Annotated in this window: 17 protein-coding genes; 11 read left to right on the top strand and 6 right to left on the bottom strand. The window is 49.2% G+C overall.

The annotated features are described in order from the left end of the window. Positions 1-268 precede the first annotated feature (268 nt). Both QZN42_RS04235 and trkA read right to left on the bottom strand, forming a co-directional pair. Positions 269-1,717, bottom strand: coding sequence for a TrkH family potassium uptake protein (locus QZN42_RS04235; protein WP_296954576.1), 1,449 nt, complete (start codon positions 1,715-1,717; stop codon positions 269-271). Position 1,718: 1 nt separating this feature from the next. Further along, positions 1,719-3,071 carry a Trk system potassium transporter TrkA gene (gene trkA / locus QZN42_RS04240; protein ID WP_296954578.1) on the bottom strand — a complete coding sequence of 451 codons (1,353 nt, stop codon included), beginning with the start codon at positions 3,069-3,071 and terminating at the stop codon, positions 1,719-1,721. Positions 3,072-3,816: 745 nt separating this feature from the next. Here trkA and QZN42_RS04245 point away from each other — a divergent pair. Together QZN42_RS04245 and QZN42_RS04250 are read left to right on the top strand one after the other, a co-directional pair. Then, the gene (locus QZN42_RS04245; protein ID WP_296954580.1) at positions 3,817-4,146 is read left to right on the top strand and encodes a hypothetical protein; all 330 of its coding nucleotides are present in this window, start codon (positions 3,817-3,819) and stop codon (positions 4,144-4,146) included. A gap of 98 nt (positions 4,147-4,244) precedes the next feature. Beyond that, complete coding sequence (locus tag QZN42_RS04250; protein WP_296954582.1) at positions 4,245-4,448, top strand: hypothetical protein; 204 nt, start codon at positions 4,245-4,247, stop codon at positions 4,446-4,448. Between the two features lie 154 nt (positions 4,449-4,602). On the opposite strand, the gene QZN42_RS04255 is transcribed toward QZN42_RS04250, so the two are convergent. Then, complete coding sequence (locus tag QZN42_RS04255; protein ID WP_296954584.1) at positions 4,603-5,172, bottom strand: flavin reductase family protein; 570 nt, start codon at positions 5,170-5,172, stop codon at positions 4,603-4,605. Positions 5,173-5,834: 662 nt separating this feature from the next. Here QZN42_RS04255 and QZN42_RS04260 point away from each other — a divergent pair. Continuing rightward, on the top strand, positions 5,835-7,559 hold the full coding sequence (locus tag QZN42_RS04260; protein WP_296954585.1) for an ABC transporter ATP-binding protein/permease: 1,725 nt from the start codon (positions 5,835-5,837) through the stop codon (positions 7,557-7,559). A gap of 101 nt (positions 7,560-7,660) precedes the next feature. Here the strand turns inward: QZN42_RS04260 and QZN42_RS04265 are convergent, their stop codons facing one another. Continuing rightward, positions 7,661-8,041 (bottom strand): type II toxin-antitoxin system death-on-curing family toxin, encoded by a 381-nt coding sequence (locus tag QZN42_RS04265; protein ID WP_296954587.1) that lies wholly within the window; start codon positions 8,039-8,041, stop codon positions 7,661-7,663. Beyond that, positions 8,038-8,280 carry a type II toxin-antitoxin system Phd/YefM family antitoxin gene (locus QZN42_RS04270; protein ID WP_296954589.1) on the bottom strand — a complete coding sequence of 81 codons (243 nt, stop codon included), beginning with the start codon at positions 8,278-8,280 and terminating at the stop codon, positions 8,038-8,040. The genes QZN42_RS04265 and QZN42_RS04270 overlap by 4 nt, the downstream gene beginning before the upstream one ends. A gap of 401 nt (positions 8,281-8,681) precedes the next feature. On the opposite strand from QZN42_RS04270, the gene QZN42_RS04275 reads away from it, so the two are divergent. Then, positions 8,682-9,488 (top strand): ABC transporter substrate-binding protein, encoded by an 807-nt coding sequence (locus QZN42_RS04275; RefSeq protein WP_296954590.1) that lies wholly within the window; start codon positions 8,682-8,684, stop codon positions 9,486-9,488. 277 nt (positions 9,489-9,765) lie between these two features. Continuing rightward, the gene (locus QZN42_RS04280) at positions 9,766-10,584 is read left to right on the top strand and encodes an ABC transporter substrate-binding protein (RefSeq protein WP_296954592.1); all 819 of its coding nucleotides are present in this window, start codon (positions 9,766-9,768) and stop codon (positions 10,582-10,584) included. Between the two features lie 823 nt (positions 10,585-11,407). Here QZN42_RS04280 and QZN42_RS04285 read toward each other — a convergent pair. Continuing rightward, entirely contained in the window at positions 11,408-12,760 is a 1,353-nt protein-coding gene (locus tag QZN42_RS04285; RefSeq protein WP_296954594.1) for an MATE family efflux transporter, read from the bottom strand. Between the two features lie 794 nt (positions 12,761-13,554). On the opposite strand from QZN42_RS04285, the gene nikB reads away from it, so the two are divergent. From nikB to QZN42_RS04315, 6 genes are all read left to right on the top strand, one after another. Beyond that, the gene (gene nikB, locus QZN42_RS04290; protein ID WP_330224597.1) at positions 13,555-14,499 is read left to right on the top strand and encodes a nickel ABC transporter permease; all 945 of its coding nucleotides are present in this window, start codon (positions 13,555-13,557) and stop codon (positions 14,497-14,499) included. Between the two features lie 3 nt (positions 14,500-14,502). Then, positions 14,503-15,333, top strand: coding sequence for a nickel transporter permease (nikC, locus tag QZN42_RS04295; protein WP_296954597.1), 831 nt, complete (start codon positions 14,503-14,505; stop codon positions 15,331-15,333). 391 nt (positions 15,334-15,724) lie between these two features. Next, positions 15,725-17,305, top strand: coding sequence for an ABC transporter substrate-binding protein (locus QZN42_RS04300; protein WP_296954599.1), 1,581 nt, complete (start codon positions 15,725-15,727; stop codon positions 17,303-17,305). Positions 17,306-17,846: 541 nt separating this feature from the next. After that, positions 17,847-18,632, top strand: coding sequence for an ABC transporter ATP-binding protein (locus QZN42_RS04305; RefSeq protein ID WP_296954601.1), 786 nt, complete (start codon positions 17,847-17,849; stop codon positions 18,630-18,632). Further along, complete coding sequence (locus QZN42_RS04310) at positions 18,629-19,441, top strand: ABC transporter ATP-binding protein (protein ID WP_296954603.1); 813 nt, start codon at positions 18,629-18,631, stop codon at positions 19,439-19,441. Before QZN42_RS04305 ends, QZN42_RS04310 begins: the two co-directional genes overlap by 4 nt. 232 nt (positions 19,442-19,673) lie before the next feature. Next, a complete protein-coding gene (locus QZN42_RS04315) occupies positions 19,674-20,912 on the top strand; it encodes an S-layer homology domain-containing protein (protein WP_296954605.1) in 1,239 nt (412 codons plus the stop codon). Positions 20,913-20,940 lie beyond the last annotated feature (28 nt).

Below are 20,940 nucleotides of genomic sequence, written 5' to 3' on the forward strand. Positions count from 1 at the left end.
TCACATGTGCCGGCTGTCATAGATGAACTCACCCGCCTTCGCTTCGCTCCGGCACCCTCTCAACACCTGAGAGGGTGGTGACCGATTGTCAATTTACCCATTATCCTCATCTGTACCTTGATTGTGCAGTGCGGGCCTTCTTCATCAGTTGTCAACCAAAAAAAAAGCCGCCCTATGAATTCGGCGGCCACATTCCCGCAATCCGCCTTCCGTAATCCGAAAGGCACTATGTGACTCAGCATAGATATAGCAGGAGTGACTCAGCCGCTCACCACCCGCTCCTCCTCCAGAAGCCAGGGATGAACACAGCAAGAAGTGTAATGGATTCCAGTCTTCCGAAGAGCATGGAGAGGCAGGCGATGATTTTGCTGAAGGGCGGCAGGGCCGTGTAGGTGGCGGTGGGTCCGAAGTTTCCGAAGGCCGGGCCTGCGTTGCTCATGGTGGCGAAGGCAAGTCCGATGGAATCGATGAAGTCCTGGCCATCCATCATGAAGCAGGCGGCCCAGAGGGCGGAGAGGGACATGTAGATGAAGAAGAAGGCCAGAGTCTGGAGGACTGTATTTAAAGAAAATTGTTCCCTTTTTACTGTCATATGGACTACGGCCCTTGGATGGAGATGGAGCTTCAGAAGGGCAGAAAAGCATTTGAAGAGGAGGATGATGCGGATGACTTTGAGTCCTCCCGCTGTGGATCCTCCGCAGCCGCCTACCATGAAGAGGAGAAGAATCACATATTTCGCCAGCGCCGGCCATTGATCATAGTCTGCGGCAAAGAAACAGGTGGTGGAGGAGGACGAAGCAGCATGGAAAAAAGCTTCCCGGATGGAAGTCAGTATATCCATATGTCCCTGGAAAATGCAGGCAAAAGCGATGAGCAGGGCACCGGCTGCGGTGAGGGCCAGGTATACCCTGAATTCCGTATCTTTCAAGATGACTTTCGGTCCCCGTTTCCAGGCTTCCACGTAAATGCCGTAGTTGGCGGACGATAGGACCATGAAAAAAATGAGGATGATTTCCAGTGTTCCGCTTTTGAAATAGGCGATGCTTTCTCCCTGGATGGAGTAGCCGCCCGTGCTGATGGCGGACATGCCGTAGTTGATGGAATCCATGGTATTCATTCCCCAAATCCAGAGGATGAGGATGGCCAGAAGGGTGAGGGAGAGGTAGACGGTGAAAAGAGAACGGGCCGTATCTCTGATGCGGGGAAGGGCTTTCGAGGAACTGACGCCGGTACTTTCCAGGTTCACCATGCGGGTCATGCTTCGCCCCGCCTGGGGGAAAAGGGCGACGAAAATGACGATGATGCCCAGTCCTCCCAGCCATTCGGTGAGGGAACGGAAGAAGAGGAAGGAAACGGGCAGGTATTCGAGATGCTCGATGACCGTCGCTCCCGTGCCGGTAAGGCCGGAAATACTTTCCACCAGGCTGTCCAGAGGGGACAGATAGCCGCTCAGCAGGTAGGGGAGCGTATAGAGAAGGGATACGGCCAGCCAGGAAAGGACGGTGATGGCCGTACTTTCACGGGGCGTAAGGCCTGCATTGAGGGGCGCTTTATTTCTATTCAGGAAATAGTAAAGCCCTATGGAAATGAGAAGGGGCAGCAGGAAGGCGATGATGGACCCGCCAAAAATCAGGGACAGTGCCAGAGGGATGAGAAGCACGAGGCCCGCATAGAGGAGAAGCCGGGCCAGCATGCCTTCTATGACGAACCGGTTCATATTATTTGCTCCCTTTGAAATAGGAAATCACGTCCTGGGCTTTGTCGGCCTGGACGATAAGGATTACATTGTCTCCCGCCTGCAGCACGGAAAGGCCGCCCGGAATCTGGACCTGTCCATTCCGCACAAATGCGCCGATGAGGCAGGATTTCGGGATATTGGCTTTCATGAGGGGTTTGCCCTCGATGGGGGAGCCCGGAGGGAGAATCATTTCCATGGCCTGTACTTTGGCTCCGTCCAGGAGGGAAACGGAAACGACGGACCCGCTCCGTACGAAGGAAAGGACTTCCGCTGCTGCCAGGATTCGGGTGGAAAGGACGATATCGATGCCTACCTGGCGCATGAGGGAAATATATTCGGTCCGGGTCACGCGGACAATGGTCTGTTTCGCGCCTAAATGTTTCGCCACAAGAGCCATGAGGAGATTCTGCTTTTCGTCCCGGGTGGTGCAGATGACCGTATCTGCCTCCGAAACCCCTTCGGAAGTGAGCATATCGATATCCGTCCCGTCTCCATGAAGGACGAGGCCTTTTTTCAGTTTCAAACTCATGGCCTTGCAGTTGTCTTCATTATTATCGATGACTTTGACGGAAATCCCCTGGGCTTCCAGCATGGGCGCCAGGGCCTGTCCCGTGCGGCCTGCCCCGATGATGAGGGCCCGCATCGTTTTTCTCTGCTCCTGGGCATTTCCCTGATAACGGGCAGCCATTTCCTTCAGGGATTCCGGACTTCCGATGACATAGACATTATCGAGCGGCAGCAGCTGATCGGTGCCATGAGGGATGATCATATGATGGTCCCGCATGATGAGGGCGATGAGGACGGATCTCGGCAGTTTGATATCTTTCAGCATTTTATGGCAGAAAGGGGATTTGGGATCCACTTTGGCCTCTACGAGACGGACCCTTCCTTCTGCGAAATCTTCGATATTGAGGGCCGAAGGGGTCATGACGAGCCGTGAAATTTCACGAGCCGTAATGAGCTCCGGACTCAGAATGAGATCGATACTGAAATTTCCTTCGATATACTCCGCCGGTTCCGCCAGGAACTTCGGGTCCCTTATGCGGGCGATAGTATGGGTGATGCCATTTTTCTTCGCCAGGATGCAGGCGATGATATTCACCTCATCCAGGTCCGTTACCGATACCAGCAGATCTGCTCCCGCCACGTCGGGACTTCTCATGAAAGAAGGACTCGTCCCGTCTGCCTGGATGGTCAGTACATCCATATCATCCCGAATCGTATCCAGTTTGTCTCCGTCCGTATCCACCACTACGACTTCATAGCCTTCATTTGACAAAAGCTCCGAAATCATGCGGCCCGTATCTCCGGCACCAATGACCACAATGCGCATGGGAAATCCTCCTTTTATTTATAATTACTACTATATTGTAGCATGAGAGGGGGGATTTGGTGGATAAACTTTTCGTTCGGAAGGAAACCGGAATCTTTGAAAGCTTTTGTTTCGGGGATGATCGGGGATCTCGGGAATCATCGGGGCTGTCGGGAAGGTGGGCGCCTTGAAATTGTGAAGGCGCCTCTTTTTAAATGGGGATTTGGGGGATAAACTTTTCATTCGGAAGGAAACCGGAATCTTCGAAAGCTTTTGTTTCGGGGATGATCGGGGATCTCGGGAATCATCGGGGCTGTCGGGGTGGATATGGTTTCCTGCGGAAACCAATTTATATAGTGCGCTCCGCGCACGGGCTGTTGGCCTGCATAAGTGTTGTCCGGGATTGTACGCAGGCGGTGACTCTACAATTTCGACACGAACCTGTATTCCCGGCCCTGCGCGAGCCTGTACCTCCGCGCGGGGGGCACAGTGTATTCCCGGCCCCGCGCGGGAAGGGGAGAAGCGCAGCGCTCTATCCGGAAGATTTATATTTCCTCTATACTTGAAAAGCAGTGAAAATCATATTTCCATTTCATCGGACCCCTATCCGGCAGGACGATTCTGCTTGCATCTATATAAAATTTTTATACAATAAAGGTGAAAGGACGGACACCATAAATATACATTCCGGAATCGCTGCGATGAGGAACCAAATCTCGCCCTTCCCGACGGGGCTGTGAAAATACTTCTAAGCACAAAAGGCACCATGAATGATGTGGAACCGGATGTGCAGAGATTTCTTGATTATGTGAACGGTATTATAAGTAACGATGAATTTGTACAGGAAATCGACCAGACCATTAAAAAGGAAAAAGCTGATCAATCAAAGGGGATGACATATATGACTTACGAAATGAAAATCAAAGAAGAGCGGAAGGAAGCTGAAAGAATTGGTGAGCGAAGGAAAGAACTGGAAATGGTGACAAATCTCCTTAGAAATAAAGTCTCCATTCCAATCATTGCATCTGTAAGCGGCCTCACTATTGATAAAATAAAAGCTATTGCAAAAGACAATCACATTGAAGTCAGCTGCTGAGGGCTTCCCTGGAATAAAATCAAAGGCATGATACTGGGTTCAGATTGGGTATCATGCCTTTTTAAATAAAAGAAGATCCGACGGAAGGAGTGAGCTATATGACTTATGAAATGAAAATCCGTGAAGAGCGGCGTGAGGCTCATAAAGAAGGACAGAAAGAAGAAAGAAATAATTTGATTCTCAAAGGCATAAGACAGCAACTGCCCCTTGTCACTTTGGAATCCTTATTTGATATAAAAGAAGAAGAAATCCGCCGGCTGGCGAAGGAGAATCATCTCCCCATCAACGAAAGCCGGGCTTAAGGAAAGCAGTACAAAAAATGAAAAGCAGGACCGCAAAGGCCCTGCTTTTGTTTTGCCCTATAGAAAAGTTGCTTTGGGATTTCAAGGCACCCACCTGCACGAACAACGAATAACGAAGAACGATACAGGCAAATGACTCAATACGTGAAATGGATTATTTCTTAATAAACTTTCTTCCTTCTCTCCATGCTTTGCCCACGGATTCTTCGACTACGAGATAGTCTCCGTTGACTGCATCGAGGGAGATGGGACGGAGTTTTTTCGGGTCCGGTTTTCCATTGGTGAGGATGGATTCGTCGGCCAGGATGTTTTCGATGGTACCTACGACATGGAAATCTTCGCCTTCGGGGATGAGTTTTTCCACTTTGCATTCGAAGGTGAGGGGGTATTCTTCGATGACCGGTGCATTGACGAATTCGCTCTTGACGGTATGGAAGCCGACTTTTTCGATTTTTCCTTCCACTTTGTTTGCGCTGACGGTGCCGAAGTAGTCGGATTCGGCCATAGTATCTACGGTAGCCATGGAAATGGTGAAGGCTCCTGTTTCTTTGATATTGTCCATGGTCTTATGGTGATGGTCCAGCATGATTCCGATTTTATTCGTATCGTAAATGCCGGCCCAGGCAGCCACCATGGCATCCGGGTTTCCTTCTTTGTCGTAAGTGCCGATGACGACGCAGGGCTGGGGGTAAATCCAGGACTGGGGTTTGAATGATTTTTTCATTGACGTTTGCTCCTTTCAGGGGAAAAGGTTTATAAATGTTAATAGTCAGCAGTTATCAGTTCGCAGAATCTCATTCATACGAGGCGACTGCAGTTAAAGCTAATAGCTAATGGGTGTTTTGCCTTTTTGCTTTGCAGGCTTAAAATGGGTGAAGTCTTCCTCTGCTAGTTCTGGGGAGTCATAATCATAGATGATGGGCTTGTTTTGAGCCTTTCTTATCATTTTCTGCTGATTCTTCGTTAACGACTTTTTAAGGTTGATTGATTTTCGGATGGTTGTCATTGCTATATTCCGGTAGGTAATTCTAAAAAATTCACATCCTCGTGGGAATGGATGGTACGTAACGCTAAGAATAATTCGGTTCATTTTCGACATGCAGCGATAGATCAACCCACCCGTCGCCTTCGGCGCCACCCTCCCAAGACTTGGGAGGGCTTGAACAATTCGACTTGTATGATTACCGTCGAAATTGCGGTTCTTCCTCACTCGTTCGGGTAGAGTCCCCATCATACTCATGCCGGCTGAGGTACACCTGCACATCTTCACGGACCACGAATCACGATTTCCTCTATTTCCATTATATCATTTTCCCCAAATTTCCCTGTCGTAGTATAATTAAAAATATTTCCAATGATACCTGTTTCCTGCAAAGGAGAAATTATATGACGACTTATGGCAAGTGGAACCGGCAGACGGTGAAAGCTCTTTTTTCGCTGACTGCCAGGTACTGGAAGAGCAGCGAGAAAAAATCGGCCTGGGCGTATCTTCTGGGAATCATCGTCCTTACGATTGCGGCGGTCTATATGACATTGCTCTTAAATGACTGGTTTAATGAGTTTTATTCGGCTCTCCAGAATTATGATGCTGATGCAGTATACCACGGACTGATCAAATTTACGGGGCTTGCTTTCGCCCACATCGCTTTTGCGGTGTATGCGTACTACCTGCAGCAGAAGCTGGCCCTCCGCTGGCGGCGGTGGATGACGGAGGAGTATCTTTCCCGCTGGACGTCTCATCAGATGTTTTACCGGATGGAAATGTTTTCCGGTGGACTTTCGGATAACCCGGACCAGAGAATTTCCGAGGATATCAATCTTTTCACGGCCCGTACCCTATCTTTTATGAGCGGGCTGCTTCGGGCGATTACCACGATTTTCTGCTTTATCTTCGTCCTCTGGTCTCTTTCGGAGCCTCTTTCTTTTGAAATCGGTGGAAATACCTACCACATTTACGGCTACCTTGTGTGGACGGCTCTGGCCTATTCCATTCTGGGCACCTGGATTACCCATAAGGTGGGACACAAACTGGTGGGACTCAATTTCATCCAGCAGAAGATGGAAGCTGATTTCCGTTATGCCATGGTACGGCTCCGTGAAACGGCGGAGACTGTAGCCTTCTATAATGGGGCACCCCAGGAAAAGAAAATCCTGGGCACCCGTTTCCAGAAACTTGTGGTGAATACGGTTTACATCATCAGGAAGCAGAAGCAGCTTTCCTGGCTGACCAATTCCTATGCCCAGATTGCCATTATATTTCCATTTGTGGTGGCAGCTCCCCGCTACCTTTCGAAATCGATTTCCCTGGGCGGACTCATGCAGGTGGCCAACTGCTTCGGCAAAGTGCAGGAATCCATGTCCTATTTCGTGGACGTGTACTCGTCTCTTGCGGAATGGATGTCCTGCGTAGAACGACTCCTGACTTTTGACGACCATATGAAGAGCATCCTTCAAGATACGGAAAAGCAGAAAGGTCTCCTCACAAGGAAAGAAGAAGGAAATACTTTGACTCTCTCCCATGTGGAGGTGGACCTTCCGAAAGGAAATACGCTGCTCCCGGACCTTTCCTGTGAAATCGGAAGCGGAGAAAAAGTCATCCTTAAAGGCCCCTCGGGCTCCGGGAAATCGACCATCCTCCGGGTTCTCGCAGGTCTCTGGCCTTATGCGAAGGGCCATCTGGACCTGCCTCAAAGAAAGGATACCCTCTTCATCCCCCAGCGGCCCTATATGCCGATTGGTACTTTAAAAGAAGCAGCCCTTTACCCCGGCCATGAAGGAAATACGGAAGAAGTCATCTCCCTCATGAAAGAATGCGGCCTTGCCCAGTGGGCGGATCATCTGGACGAAGAAGGAGACTGGAGTCATATCCTCTCCCTTGGAGAACAGCAGAAACTCGCCTTCGTCCGTATCTTCCTGAACCGCCCGAAATGGGTCTTCCTCGATGAAGCCACTTCTGCCATGGATGAAGAAACGGAAACGAAGCTCTACTCCCTTCTTATTTCTATGCCGGAAATTACAGTGGTCAGCGTAGGCCACCGGTCCACGCTGGATCGGTTCCATGAACGAAAGCTGGTCATTGAAGAGGGGACTTTGAAGTCGGAAAAGATTTAAAAAGTCAGCCGTTAGCCGTTAGTGGAAATGAAAGGCGGACTTTCTGAATCATTTACCAAAACAAAAAGCATCCTCGAAATCGGGATGCTTTTTGTTTGTAATTAATTGTCTAAATGGGAAGTCACCCAGTGGAGAAGGTCCTGCTCATCCCTGGAACCGGAAGCAACGGACATAATGATGTGAATCAGTTCTTCCTGCCTGTATGTGCATTCGTAGTGATTGAGCTTCAGGACAATTAAAAGTGCCATGGCTCCAATTCTTTTGTTTCCATCGATAAAAGGATGGTTGGTAATAAGACCATAAGCCAGTCGGACAGTTTTTTCTATCACTGTCGGATAAAGCTCTTGCCCGTCAAATGTCTGAAATGGTGCGTTGATAGCGGAATCAAGTCCGCCTCGGTCACGTATTCCGTCAAGGCCTCCATATCTTTGAATCAGCTTGGAATGGAGAAAAATGATTTCCTCTTCAGAAAGGATAATCATTTTGCAAGCTCCCGGAAGGTCTCGTCATTCTCATCCATGAGCTTTTCCGCCAAAGTATCCAGAGTGGACATGGATGCCGTCTGCAGGTGGTCCAGCCGGCTGAAGTCAATCAGTACATAGCGGGGCGCATTATTCTTCATAATAACCACAGAGCCATGTTCATCGGCCATTTTCGCCACCTTCGAAAAATTCTGGTTGGCTGCCGAAATGGGCACCATAGAGTTCGTATCGATCATCATAATTTTTACCTCCTTTTTCATATTCTATGTGAATTTTAGGATAAATTCAAGGATGAAATTTAGAAAACCGGTAAAAATATGAATTTATGGTTTCAGTGAATGGGGCCTGCAAAAATGGAAGCGGGCCATTTTTATTTGGTGGTAATGGAGGATAGGTAATAGCCATTACCCATTAGCCATCATCATTCCATTTCCGATTGGGGCAGGTGAGGGAAAAGTCTCATCGCCGGCCTGACGCCAATGCAGCTCTTAACTTCATTATCCTTTTAGCTAATATAAAAACTTTATATTATAAAATGAGTAAAACTTGAATTTTTAAAGTTGAAAAATAAATATAATATTATATATTATAAAGAGATAGGCTGATTACAATATGTTATAAATTTCCTCAGGAGGAAACCATGAAAGATACTTTGAAGAAAGGTTCTCTGATTCTGGCTCTGGCCGGTATGGTAGTTCTGTCTGCGGGCTGCGGCGGAAGCGGGGCAGGAAGCGCTTCTGCCGCTTCTTCCGGGGCAGGCCGGGTGCTCAAGGTGGCTACGGAAGCCAATGACCCGCCTTACCGGTATGTGAGCGAAAAGAATCAGATCGTGGGCTTTGAAATGGATCTGGTGAAAGCGGTAGCCAAAGAAATGGGAGCCTCTGTGGAATTCAAAGATATGAAATTCTCCCAGCTGCTGGATTCCGTTTCCAGAAAAGACGTGGATATGGCCATCGGCACGCTGACGGTCAATGAAAAGAGAAAACAGAAGGTTGATTTCTCGGATGTCTATTTCAAGCGAAGCGCTTATACCGTGGTGGTCCCGAAGAAGGGCAATTCCATCCGCAGTGAAAACGACCTGAAGGGAAAGACCGTAGCCGTCAAGAAGAGCTCTACCTTTGAAACCAGGGCGAAGGAAATGGGATTTGGGAAAGTGGTTCCCCTGGATCATTATGAAGATATCTACAAGGCCGTGGCCGAAGGAAAGGCAGAAGCCGGGATATCGGACGAACAGGCGGCCAATTATTACCTGGCCCATGGAGGCAGCGAGAAGCTGACCGTGGTGGGTACTCTTCCGGGAGGCAACAATTTCGCCATAGCCATTGCCAAAGATAATGGCAAACTGAAGGACGAAGTAAACAGGGCCCTGAAAAAAGTCATGGAAAGCGGCACCTATGATGAACTGGCCAATAAGTGGTTCTCCTACAAGGCGGCTGACAGGAAATAAAATTTTTGAGAATGTGCGGAGGGAAATCCTTCCGCACATTTTTATTTCCTGAATTTAGGCCGGCGGAAAACCTGCCTCTTTCCTCTCGGGAAGGTGGAAATAAAGGTGCGATCGGGAGGAATGATGCAATCGGTTTTCTTTTAAATAATTAATAAATTATTTTATAATAAAAATAAAAGTTGATTTGATGAAAGTATTTAATTAAAAGTTGAAAAAAGAAAAATTTGTAATATGATAATATACAGATAGATCCGATTGTTCCCCCCGGGAGGAAACTATGAAGAAACACGTGAAAAAAGGACTGCTCCTGCTGGCTCTGGCCGGCGCATTGGGCCTGGCAGCAGGCTGCGGCGGAAGCGCGGGAAAGAGCGCTCCTGCTTCTTCAGCCGCCAAATCCGCTGCCTCCGAAAAAGTGCTGAAAGTAGCTACGGAACCTTATTACCCGCCATTCCGCTACTGGGATGAAAGCAGCAAAAACCAGATGATCGGTTTTGAAATCGACCTGATGAAAGCGGTGGCAAAGGAAATGGGAGCCAGGGTCGAATGGAAGGATATGAACTTTGACCAGCTTATTTCCGCCGTATCGAAAAAAGACGTGGATATGGCCATCGGTGCCATTACGATTACGGACAAACGAAAAGAGCAGGTCGCTTTTTCGGATCCCTACTACAAAATGAGCAATTATCTCATTGTAGTACCGAAGGGAAGTCGCATCAAAAATGAAAATGACCTCAAGGGCAGAATCGTTGCGGCCAAGAAAGGCTCCACTTCCGAAGCCAGGGTGAAGCTCCTGGAACCCAAAGGCGTCGTATCCCTGGATCATTATGAAGACGTATTCCAGACCGTGACCTTTGGCGCGACAGAAGCTGCTGTAGCCAATGAACAGGCAGCCATGGACTATCTCCGTCACGGAGGAAGCGAAAAACTCACCGTGGGAGGCTCCATCCCCACAGAAAACAACTTTGGTATCGCTTTGGCCAAAGACAATGAAAAGATGAAGGGCGATGTCAATAAAGCCTTAAAGAAAATCATGACCGACGGTACCTACGAAAAACTGGCCAATAAATGGTTCAGCGAACGGGTGGGAGAAAAATGAGGAGCCGTTAGCGGTTAGTGATTAGAAATAAGAAAAAGAGCCGGGTGAGGACAGCCGGCTCTTTTGTTTTGGGATTGAAACATTGGGTCCATATGGGGAATCCGGTATCGTATGTACCCTGAGTATGAAGTGAAAGATATCTCTTCCGGCGGCGAAGCCGTCAGACGTATTCCGCGTCCCCCAACGGGTGAAGGGGGCTGTCTATCGTAAGAATGACAATTGACACCTGAAATTTCATACGTAACGGAATGATGGAAAACGATTTTTTACATGGGGTTTGGCGGAATGCGCAGTTCCCCCTCACCCGCCTGTGCCAAATCCCGATAAAAAAGCACCGCGCAAGCGGTGCACCTCCACGAATCACGAATCACGAAATCTCGAAGTTTTCTCAACCGGGGCTTGCCGTGGTTTGCTAATTCACGAATACCGCAGCTGACTCAAACCGTAGTATTTGACAATTGACTCCGATAAATCCCAATAAAAAGGCACCGCATGAACGGTGTACCTTCCCGAACCACGAACTACGAATCACGAACCACGAATCACGAATCACGAAATCTCGAAGTTTTCTCAACCGGGGCTTGCCGCGGTTTGCTAATCCACGAATATCGCAGCTGACTCAAACCGTAGTATTTGACAATTGACTCCGATAAATCCCAAAAAAAAAGCACCGCATGAGCGGTGTACCTTCCCGAACCACGAATCACGAATCACGAATCACGAAATCTCGAAGTTTTCTCAACCGGGGCTTGCCGTGATGAGGCTGATTCACGAAAACCGTATGAGACACAAACCAAAGTATCTGCCGATTGACTCAGTCAAATCACACATGCTGTTTCATGGTGATCCCAAAGAGGGTGACTGTTTTTTCGTGAGAAATGAGGTAGACCATGTAGGAGGAGCAGGCGGCGCGGATGCACTGGTCCAGGAGGAGGGCGATCCAGGTGCCTACGATTCCCATATCGAAAACGTAGAGGAAAATGGCGGTCATAATGGGGCGGATGACCGCTACGGACATGAAAGAGTAGGCAGCTACGGTTCCGGTGTATCCGCTTCCACGGAGGATTCCGGAGCCCCAGAGTGCGATGGATTCGGGGAAGGATACGATAGCCACGAAGAGCATGATAATTCCGCTCATGGCAAGTGCATCGGGAGCGGTGGAATAGAAGGAGAAGATTTCCGTTGAGAAGATCCAGGTGACGCCGCAGGAAATCGCGGAGAGAAGCATGGACCATTTGAAACCGGTTCTCTTGTAGGCATGCCAGTCTTCTTTGCTTCCGCTTCCCATGGCCTGGCCTGCTTCCACCATATTGGCTTTGCCGAATCCCATGATGAAATCCCAGTATACATCGCAGATATTCATGCAGATGGAATGAACCGCAAAGGGTACGGTGCCCATGCCGGCTGCCATGCGGGAGAAAAGGACCATACCGATTCGCTCGCTGCCCTGTTCGGAAAGGACAGAGGAGAAAATCGGAACGATTTCATCGAAATATTTCTGGTCAGGAATCCATTTGCCTCCGGTGAGGAAACCATCCTTGTAAAGCATGCAATAAGCAAGAATGAGGGAGAAGAGGGTGCTTACGGCAGTTCCGATGGCTGCGCCTTCGACTCCCAGGGCCGGGAAAGGTCCGAAACCGCGGATGAGGAGGAAGCTGAAAATGGCATTCAGTATATTTCCACCCACATTGACTTTCATGATTTTGGCGGTATCTCCATAGCCCAGCTGCACGGCCTGGAGAATCAGGGTGAGGGAGGTGAAATAAACGCCCAGCAGTGCGAAAGGTCCATATTCCATGGCCAGTTCCAGGTAGTCCGGCTTGGCGCCCATGAGGAGGAATATTTCTTTCATGAAAATAAAGGCAAGGATATGGAGGACACCCAGGGTAGCAGCACAGAGGGTGAGGGACTGTTTCAGAAGCTGAGGCACGTCGCGGCCTCCCTGTTCACCGGCGCCGGCTCTCCGGCTGGTGACGAGAGTGACCGCAGAGGCCAGGGACCTGGAAAAGCAGAGGAGCACCAGACGGGGCTGGAGGAAGATGCTGACGGCCGCTACGGAAAGGCTTCCCAGTGCAGAGACCAGGATGAGGTCGGTAGAGGAAAGAAGGATCATAAAGAGTCCTTCCAGTGCTGCAGGGAGCGCGATGCGCAGGTAATGCCGGTCATAATGATTCATGGAAATTCCTCCGGGAAATACATTTCCAGAAATATAATTTACAGAACAGATTGTCAGAATTGTCTATTGGTTCAGCGTCTATATAATATATGATGTTTTTAATAAAAGCAATTGAATTTTTCAAGTCCTAAGCTTTTTTGATATTTTGGCATATAAAATATTTAGATTTGACATACTTATAATACTCAAAATGGTATAACAAATCAATAATTGAACCATGCTGAACTACCGGGGATAGACATGGCAGTGCATGAAAGAATCAGGAAAAGGGGAATGGCTGGGCGGACCGTGAAGGATGAAACGAAAGGAATCCATTCGGCCTGTTTATCTTTATAACGGAATTGTAACTATTTCTTTTTTTGCGACAGGGGAAAGTGGGGAAGCCAATTGATATGAGCGATAAAATTGAAGATATTAAAATTAAATAGTTTTTCAAAATGTAAACATGATAGTAGATTGGCAAATTATAAAAAAACATTAAACTTACGATTGATTAGATTAAATGAACATGGTATACTATTTCTGAAATAAAACATACGAATTTCAAAAAATGCTGATAGAAATTGCGGGCAAGACAGTACGCCAGAAGACTGCGGTCCCTGATCTTCATCCGGTTTAGGGAGTTTTGGGAAAAACTTCCGGTTTCGTATTGGGGAGTATTTTTAATATTGCTATTTGAATTATCCGACAAGGTCCCTCTGGCCTTGCTTTTTTCGTGGGAAATTTCTATCCCCTGCGGGGGGATAGTGTATATATAGGTTATTTATTATTTAAGAAAACGGGAGATGGTAATTTTGGGAAAGAAACAATTGGCTATCCGGCTGGGCCAGATGGTGCTGGTCCTCATCGGGATCAGCTTCATCACATTCTGCCTGGTCATGCTGGCTCCGGGCGATCCGGTCCGCCAGATGATTGCCGGCAACGAAGATATCGTGGTCAGCCAGGTGGAAATTGATGCGCTGCGTCATGAACTGGGTCTGGATAAACCATTTATTTTCCAGTATCTGGACTGGCTGGGCCGTGTGCTTCATGGCAATTTCGGTTTCTCTTTCATGATGAAAAAACCGGTTATCGAGGCTATTGCGGAATCCCTGCCGGCCACAGTCATTCTGGCTCTGGCTTCTACGGTTTTCATGCTTGTCTTCTCGATTCCTCTCGGTATTTATACAGCCGTGAAGAAGAATACCTGGTTTGATTACCTCATCCGCGGATTCTCCTTCGTAGGCGTATCGGTTCCGAACTTCTGGATGGGCCTCATGCTCCTCTGGATTTTCGCGCTGAAGCTGGGACTTCTCCCCATCGTGGGCGGCGATATTTCCTTTGAAAACCTGATCCTTCCGGCAACGACTCTGGGCATCGTCATGACGTCGAAATATACGCGTCAGGTCCGTGCCACAGTGCTGGAAGAACTGAATCAGGACTATGTCATGGGCGCGAGAGCCAGAGGGTTCTCGGAATCCCATATCCTCTGGAAAGAAGTCCTGCCAAATGCACTGCTCCCGCTGGTTACCCTCCTGGGTCTTGCCTTCGGGTCCCTCCTGGGCGGCGCGGCAGTCGTAGAAATCGTATTCTCCTGGCCGGGCATGGGCTTCATGGTAGTCCAGGCCATTACCTATCGTGACTTCCAGACCGTACAGGCGGTAGTTCTCTGGATTGCCCTCATGTACATGGTCATCAACCTGGTCGTCGATCTGTCTTACCATCATCTTGACCCGAGACTTCGGAAAGGAGGCCGTTAATCGATGGAAAACCTTATTCGCGGTTTCAAAGAAAAGCCAACTTTCCGTTATACCACTCTTCTGGTAGGTCTGCTTGTTCTAATCGTCATCCTGGCCCCTGTGATTTCGCCATATAATCCTCTGGAAGCCGTCATGAAAGATGCCAACCAGGCTCCTTCGGCAGCTCATCTCTTCGGCACTGATAAACTGGGACGCGACGTCCTTTCCCGTATCCTTTATGGCGGTACCTACTCCCTCACCAGCGTACTTGCCCTGGTAGCTATCATTTTCTGCGTAGGAACGACCATGGGAGTCCTCGCAGGCTATTATGGCGGTATGGTGGATACAGTCATTATGCGTGTGGCTGATATGATGATTTCCTTCCCTGGCGTTATCCTGGCTATTGCCATTGCCGGTGTCATGGGCGGTTCTCTTGTAAACGCCATGATCGCATTGACGGTGGTCACCTGGACGAAATATGCACGACTCGCCAGGTCCGTCGTATTGAAAATCAAAAAGAGAGATTTCGTGGACGCAGCCATTGTAAGCGGCGGCACTTCCACCCATATCCTTATCGCCCATATTCTTCCGAATATTATCCCGGTCCTCATCGTTACGGCAGTTTCCGATATCGGCGCCATGATGATGGAACTGGCAGGACTTTCCTTCCTGGGCTTCGGCTCCCAGCCACCGGCACCGGAATGGGGCCTTATGCTGAATGAAGGCAGACAGCAGCTCCAGACTGCTCCCTGGCTCATGTTCTTCCCGGGCCTTGCGATTTTCCTCACCGTCGTAGTCTTCAACCTCTGGGGCGATGCCCTCCGAGATGTACTCGACCCGAGAGATGAGGATTGATTATAGGAGTCATCTGTCCGTTTAGTGGTCTGGCTCATTTTCGGTATTCGGGAATTAGACCCACCTCGGCATAAAGGATTTGTGTCATTATCCTGAATCGGGATGCGGGGTGCGGGATGCGGGGCGGATATGGTTTCCTGCGGAAACCAATCTTTTATAGGCGGCTCCGCCGCCGGCCTTTGGCAGATTTTTATGAATTATCCATATAAAATGGCCGCTTATTTACTGATGCGGCCCACCAATACGAATCACGACCCACGAATCACGATTCGGATGATTGACTCTGACTATAGTCGGGACAAATGTCCCTCAACATCCGGCTTCATTTATATTTTTTATAAATCCATTCCATTTTTCCACACATTTTTCCAAGAAAGGAAGCGTTCAAAAGATGAAATCTATTTACAAAAAAGGTGCGGTTCTGGCAGCAGCAGCTCTCATGGCATTTGCCTTCGCAGGATGCGGCGGCGGTGGTGGATCTTCCTCCAAGACTGCAAAAGACACCCTGGTCGTTGGCGTTACCAACTTCGCTGACTCCCTGGAACCGACCGATAACTACTTCGGCTGGCAGGTTATGCGTTACGGCGTAGGTGAATGCCTTGTTCACTTCGATGACAAGATGAATGCAGAACCCTGGATTGCCGAAAGCTGGAAAGTAGCAGATGACAAGATGTCCTGGACCTTCAAGATTAAGGACATTAAGTTCTCCAACGGCAAACCGGTCACCGGCGAAGCAGTCAAGAAATCTATTGAACGTACTTTCGCAAAAGCTGCCCGTGCAAAGGCTATGTTTGAACTGGACCACATCACTGCTGATGGACAGAACGTAACCATTTACACCAAGAAACCGGTAGCAACCCTCCCGGGCATGCTGGGCGACCCGCTCTTTATCATCGTCGATGTGACCGAAGATGGTCCGAGAGACTTTGCTAAACAGGGCCCGATTTCCACCGGTCCATATGCTGTCAAGTCCTTCTCCAAAGCAAAGACCGAACTGGACAAGAACCCGAACTTCTATGACAAAGCTCCATTTGCTCATGTCACCATCAATACCATCGATGACCCGAATACCCGTGCAATGGCACTCCAGAAGGGTGAAATCGACGTAGCAGTCAATGTAGCACCTGGCGATATGCAGCTGTTCCAGGATGAAAAGAAATTCACCACCAGCAAGATTGCATCTATCCGTGACGTACTGGCCCGCCTCAGCGTAAAAGAAGGCAAACCTCTCGCTGACAAGAATGTCAGAAAGGCCCTCCTCCAGTCCCTGGACCGTGAAACCTACTGCAAAGTCCTCCTGAAAGATACCTTCACCCCTGGCGGCCCGCTTCTTCCGCCGTCCATTGACTTCGGCTTCGATCAGCTGAAGAAAGAATACCCGGATAACTACAATGTAGAAAACGCAAAGAAACTCCTGGCTGACGCAGGCTGGAAAGATACCGACGGCGACGGCATTGTAGAAAAAGACGGCAAACCTCTCGAACTGGACTTCATCTTCTACTCCGGCCGTGCAGAACTCCCGCTCTTTGCCGAAGCTACCCAGTCTGATGCAAAGAAAGTAGGCATCAAGGTTAACCTGAAGAACGTAGACTACAACGTACTTGACGGCATCGGCACCCGCGGCGAATACGACCTCCTCATTTCCAACGTCCTCTCCGAACAGGCAGGGGATCCGGAAGTATTCGTCAACATGTACTGGAAGACCAATGTAAATGGCAGCAACCCGCAGAACGGCTCCGGCTACAGCAATCCTGAATATGATGCTCTCTCCAACCAGCTCGAATCCGAATTCGACCCGGCTAAGAGAAGAGAAATCATCATCAAGATGCAGAAGATCATCCAGGATGACGCAGCTACCCTCGTATTCGGCTATCCGCAGACCAATATGATCTCCTCCAAGAAGGTCAAGAATGCGAATATCAAACCGTGCGACTACTACTGGGTAACCAAGGACATCGCTCCGGCTGAATAATTTGAAATCTGTTTGAAATAAGATTCTGCCGGCCCCCTATAGGCCCTGTTCCCGACAGGGATTGGGGGCCGGGGAATGGGAAGGACTGTACAACGCCTTCGACAGGAAACTTTCTTAAGGATAACTGCTATCGGAATCTTTGTGTTCCCCGGGAAATTTGGGGAAATAAAAAAGCGGCGCCTTCTACTGACGCGCCGCACCACTCCGACACTCCCGATATCCCCGGGATCCCCGACAATCCCGAACCAAAAACTTTCGTTTCTAAAGATACTTTTCTGAAAAAGTCATCTCACAGGGAACTTTGGAAATAAAAAATCGGCGCCTTCCACTGATGCGCCGCACCACCCCGAGAACCCCGGGATCCCCGACAACCCCCATAATCCCGAAACAAAAGCTTCTGTTTATACAGTTATCCTTTCAATAAAAAGTTTTCCCAAAGATACATCCCCCCTCATTCCCCGACTCCTGATCCGGCAGTCACCGGACCACGTCCGTTCTGAATTTCTCTGCCGAAAGGCAATTTTGAAATAAAGGAGCCATTATGCTGTTAGAAGTAAAAGACCTGGGCATCTCCTATGGGAAGAGAGATCCCGTGGTGCGCCACGTGACTTTCAACCTGGAACAGGGGAAAATCCTTGCCATCGTCGGCGAATCCGGTAGCGGCAAGACCACAGTCATCCGTGCCATCCAGCACGTACTCCCGGGGGGAGGCCATATTTCCGAAGGCCAGGCACTCCTGGAAGGCCAGGATACCGAACTCAAAACCCCTGAAATGCACAGAAAACTTTCCGGCACCGATGTTTCCATGATTTTCCAGGACAGCGGGGCTATGATGAATCCCATCCGCCTAATTGGTGACCAGTTCCGTGAATTCCTGGCCATCCACGGAATGACGGACGAAAAAGAAGCCCACGACCGCATGATTGAAATGCTCACCATGGTCCGTCTTCCGGACCCGGAACAGATTCTGAAGAGCTATACTTTCGAGCTTTCCGGCGGCATGCGTCAGCGCGTAGGTATCGCCATGGCCATGGCCTTCCATCCGAAACTGCTCCTGGCCGACGAACCGACTTCGGCTCTTGACGTAACCACCCAGGCAGCCATCGTCAAGGAAATGATGGAAGTCAGAAAGAAAATGAATACATCCATCATCATCGTTACTCACAATATGGGCGTTGCCTGCTTCATGGCTGACGATATCATGGTCATGAGAAATGGCCTTGTCGTGGAATACGGCAAGGCGGAAGACGTCATTTACCATCCGAAAGAGGACTACACTAAGATGCTCCTCGCGGCAGTCCCAACACTGGAAGGAGAATTCGCATGAAAGATTATGGAGAAGAAATCCTTCGCATGGAGGACATCTGCAAAGTATTCGATCTCGGGAGAGGCAAGACCCTGGCCGCTTCTGACCATGTCAATATCAGCCTGCACAGAGGCGAAACCCTGGGCGTCGTAGGGGAATCGGGCTCCGGGAAATCCACCCTGGCCAAGATCCTCACCCGTCTCTATACCATGACCAGCGGGAGAATCCTCTTCCATGGCAAAGATATTGCTGCCCTCAAAGGAGAAGAACTCCGCCAGGCCAGAAAACACATCCAGATGGTCTTCCAGGACCCCTCCACCGCCTTCAATCCGAAACAGCGGGTGAAGCAGATCATCTGTGAACCGCTCCTGAATTATGGAATGATCAAATCCAGCCAGGTCGAAGAAAAAGCAAAAGAAATGCTGCGCCTCGTCGATCTTCCTGATGATTTTGCCAACCGCTATGCAAATAACATGTCCGGCGGCCAGCGTCAGCGTATCGCTATCGCCAGAGCCCTGGTATTAAAGCCTGAAATCATCGTCTGCGACGAAGCAACGAGTGCTCTCGACGTATCCGTACAGAAAACGGTCATCGAACTCCTTCGCCGCCTCCAGAGAGAAACAAACGTGGCTTATTTCTTCATCTGCCACGATCTGGCCCTGGCCAATATGTTCTGCGACAATATCGTTATCATGCAGCACGGAAGAGTCGTAGAAACCATTAACGACCTCCACAATGGCAAAGACCCCTATACAAAGAAACTTCTCGCCTCCATCTTCACCATCGAAGAAGGGAAGAAGAAAGTTCTCTCAGACGAACTCTTTGCATAAGGATAGTTTGTAGTTTTTAGTTTTTAGTGCTTAGTGCTTAGCAGTTAGATATCTATTGTCTAAAAACTAAAAACTAACGACTAACTACTAAAATCCGCATCTCAATCGCCCGCGGAGATGAAAGAAGAGAACAAGTAAGTAGAGGAAACACGGCAACTCTTACGGAAATTTCTCTCCTTTACAGGGCATTCCATATATTTCCATTTTATTGTTCCACAGAGGAGAGGATATTATGAAAAAGATTCTCGCAATCGCAGCTGTCGCTGCACTCACCGCAGGCGTATCCGCATACGCTGCAAACCCGTTCTCCGACGTAACCCCGGATGACTGGGCTTACCAGGCAGTTTCCGACCTGTCCGACCAGGGCGTAGTCGAAGGCTATCCGGACGGCACCTTCAAAGGTGAACGCAACATGACCCGTTATGAACTGGCTCAGATCATTGCCCGCCTCATGGCTAAAGAAGACCAGCTGAACGCTGAGCAGCGTGCAACTCTCGACAAACTGTCCGGCGAATATGCAGACGAACTGGCCAACCTGGGCGTCCGCGTATCCAACCTGGAAAAGAAAGTAGGCAACATCACCTGGTTCGGCGATGCCCGTATGCGTTATAAACAGAAATACACTGTTAAAGGCAATAAAGGCGAAGCAGATGGCGTATGGGATGGCCGTATGCGTATCAATGCCAAGGCACAGGTCAATGACAAGACCTATGTAAGAGGCCGTTATACCACCAACATGAAATTCAAAGATTCTGATAGTGATACCAAGATGGATGTCCTCTATGTTCACCATCAGTTTGGCGACAAAGTAGGCGTTAACCTGGGCCGTTCCTTCATCTTCTCCGGACAGACCGGTCTCCTTCTTGATACCCAGTTCAAAGGCGTACAGGCTACGATCGGTACCGGCAAGGTAGCTCTCGAAGGCGGTTATGGCCGTATCACTGCATGGGCTGAAGATTCCGGTATCAATGGAGATACCGCTTATGCAAAACTTCTCGGCAAGGTTGGCCGTGTAGCTTATGATGTTGAATATTACGAACTTACCGGTAAAGCAGGCGATGCACAACCGGCTACCTACTGGGGCGCAGGCCTCACCGCAGGCCTCACCGATGACTTCGACGTATTCGGCGATTACTATAAGAATACCGAAGCAAAAGGCGATCCAATCCTCTGGACTGCAGGTATCGGCTATGGCCACTATGCAGCAAAGAAACCGGGTTCCTTCCGTCTCTCCGCTCAGTATGTAAAGAATGAAAAAGGCGGTTACATCAGCGACGGTTCCACCTTCACTGCATTCCCGCTGAACACCCCTGACTTGGCAAACAACGATACCCACTTCTGGCTCGTTAACGGCGATGTAATGCTGGCAAAGAACGTTCGTCTCCATGGTGAATATGCATTCGACGTAAGCTCCGACAGCAAGATTGACTACGATGATCAGTTCACCGTATCCCTGAACTACAACTTCTAATAGCTGAAGGTTCTAACAAAAAGAGCTC

This window comes from uncultured Dialister sp. (assembly GCA_900314595.1).
GTDB lineage: Bacteria > Bacillota > Negativicutes > Veillonellales > Dialisteraceae > Dialister.

What these genes read in the sequence shown, in the direction of transcription:
- QZN42_RS04275 (WP_296954590.1), top strand. Translation starts at nt 8,682, where the DNA reads ATGAAAGATACTTTGAAGAAAGGTTCTCTGATTCTGGCTCTGGCCGGT.
- nikC (WP_296954597.1), top strand. Translation starts at nt 14,503, where the DNA reads ATGGAAAACCTTATTCGCGGTTTCAAAGAAAAGCCAACTTTCCGTTAT.
- QZN42_RS04250 (WP_296954582.1), top strand. Translation starts at nt 4,245, where the DNA reads ATGACTTATGAAATGAAAATCCGTGAAGAGCGGCGTGAGGCTCATAAA.
- QZN42_RS04310 (WP_296954603.1), top strand. Translation starts at nt 18,629, where the DNA reads ATGAAAGATTATGGAGAAGAAATCCTTCGCATGGAGGACATCTGCAAA.
- QZN42_RS04280 (WP_296954592.1), top strand. Translation starts at nt 9,766, where the DNA reads ATGAAGAAACACGTGAAAAAAGGACTGCTCCTGCTGGCTCTGGCCGGC.
- QZN42_RS04300 (WP_296954599.1), top strand. Translation starts at nt 15,725, where the DNA reads ATGAAATCTATTTACAAAAAAGGTGCGGTTCTGGCAGCAGCAGCTCTC.
- QZN42_RS04285 (WP_296954594.1), bottom strand. Translation starts at nt 12,760, where the DNA reads ATGAATCATTATGACCGGCATTACCTGCGCATCGCGCTCCCTGCAGCA.
- QZN42_RS04270 (WP_296954589.1), bottom strand. Translation starts at nt 8,280, where the DNA reads ATGATGATCGATACGAACTCTATGGTGCCCATTTCGGCAGCCAACCAG.
- QZN42_RS04245 (WP_296954580.1), top strand. Translation starts at nt 3,817, where the DNA reads ATGAATGATGTGGAACCGGATGTGCAGAGATTTCTTGATTATGTGAAC.
- QZN42_RS04305 (WP_296954601.1), top strand. Translation starts at nt 17,847, where the DNA reads ATGCTGTTAGAAGTAAAAGACCTGGGCATCTCCTATGGGAAGAGAGAT.
- QZN42_RS04235 (WP_296954576.1), bottom strand. Translation starts at nt 1,717, where the DNA reads ATGAACCGGTTCGTCATAGAAGGCATGCTGGCCCGGCTTCTCCTCTAT.
- QZN42_RS04265 (WP_296954587.1), bottom strand. Translation starts at nt 8,041, where the DNA reads ATGATTATCCTTTCTGAAGAGGAAATCATTTTTCTCCATTCCAAGCTG.
- trkA (WP_296954578.1), bottom strand. Translation starts at nt 3,071, where the DNA reads ATGCGCATTGTGGTCATTGGTGCCGGAGATACGGGCCGCATGATTTCG.
- QZN42_RS04260 (WP_296954585.1), top strand. Translation starts at nt 5,835, where the DNA reads ATGACGACTTATGGCAAGTGGAACCGGCAGACGGTGAAAGCTCTTTTT.
- QZN42_RS04255 (WP_296954584.1), bottom strand. Translation starts at nt 5,172, where the DNA reads ATGAAAAAATCATTCAAACCCCAGTCCTGGATTTACCCCCAGCCCTGC.
- QZN42_RS04315 (WP_296954605.1), top strand. Translation starts at nt 19,674, where the DNA reads ATGAAAAAGATTCTCGCAATCGCAGCTGTCGCTGCACTCACCGCAGGC.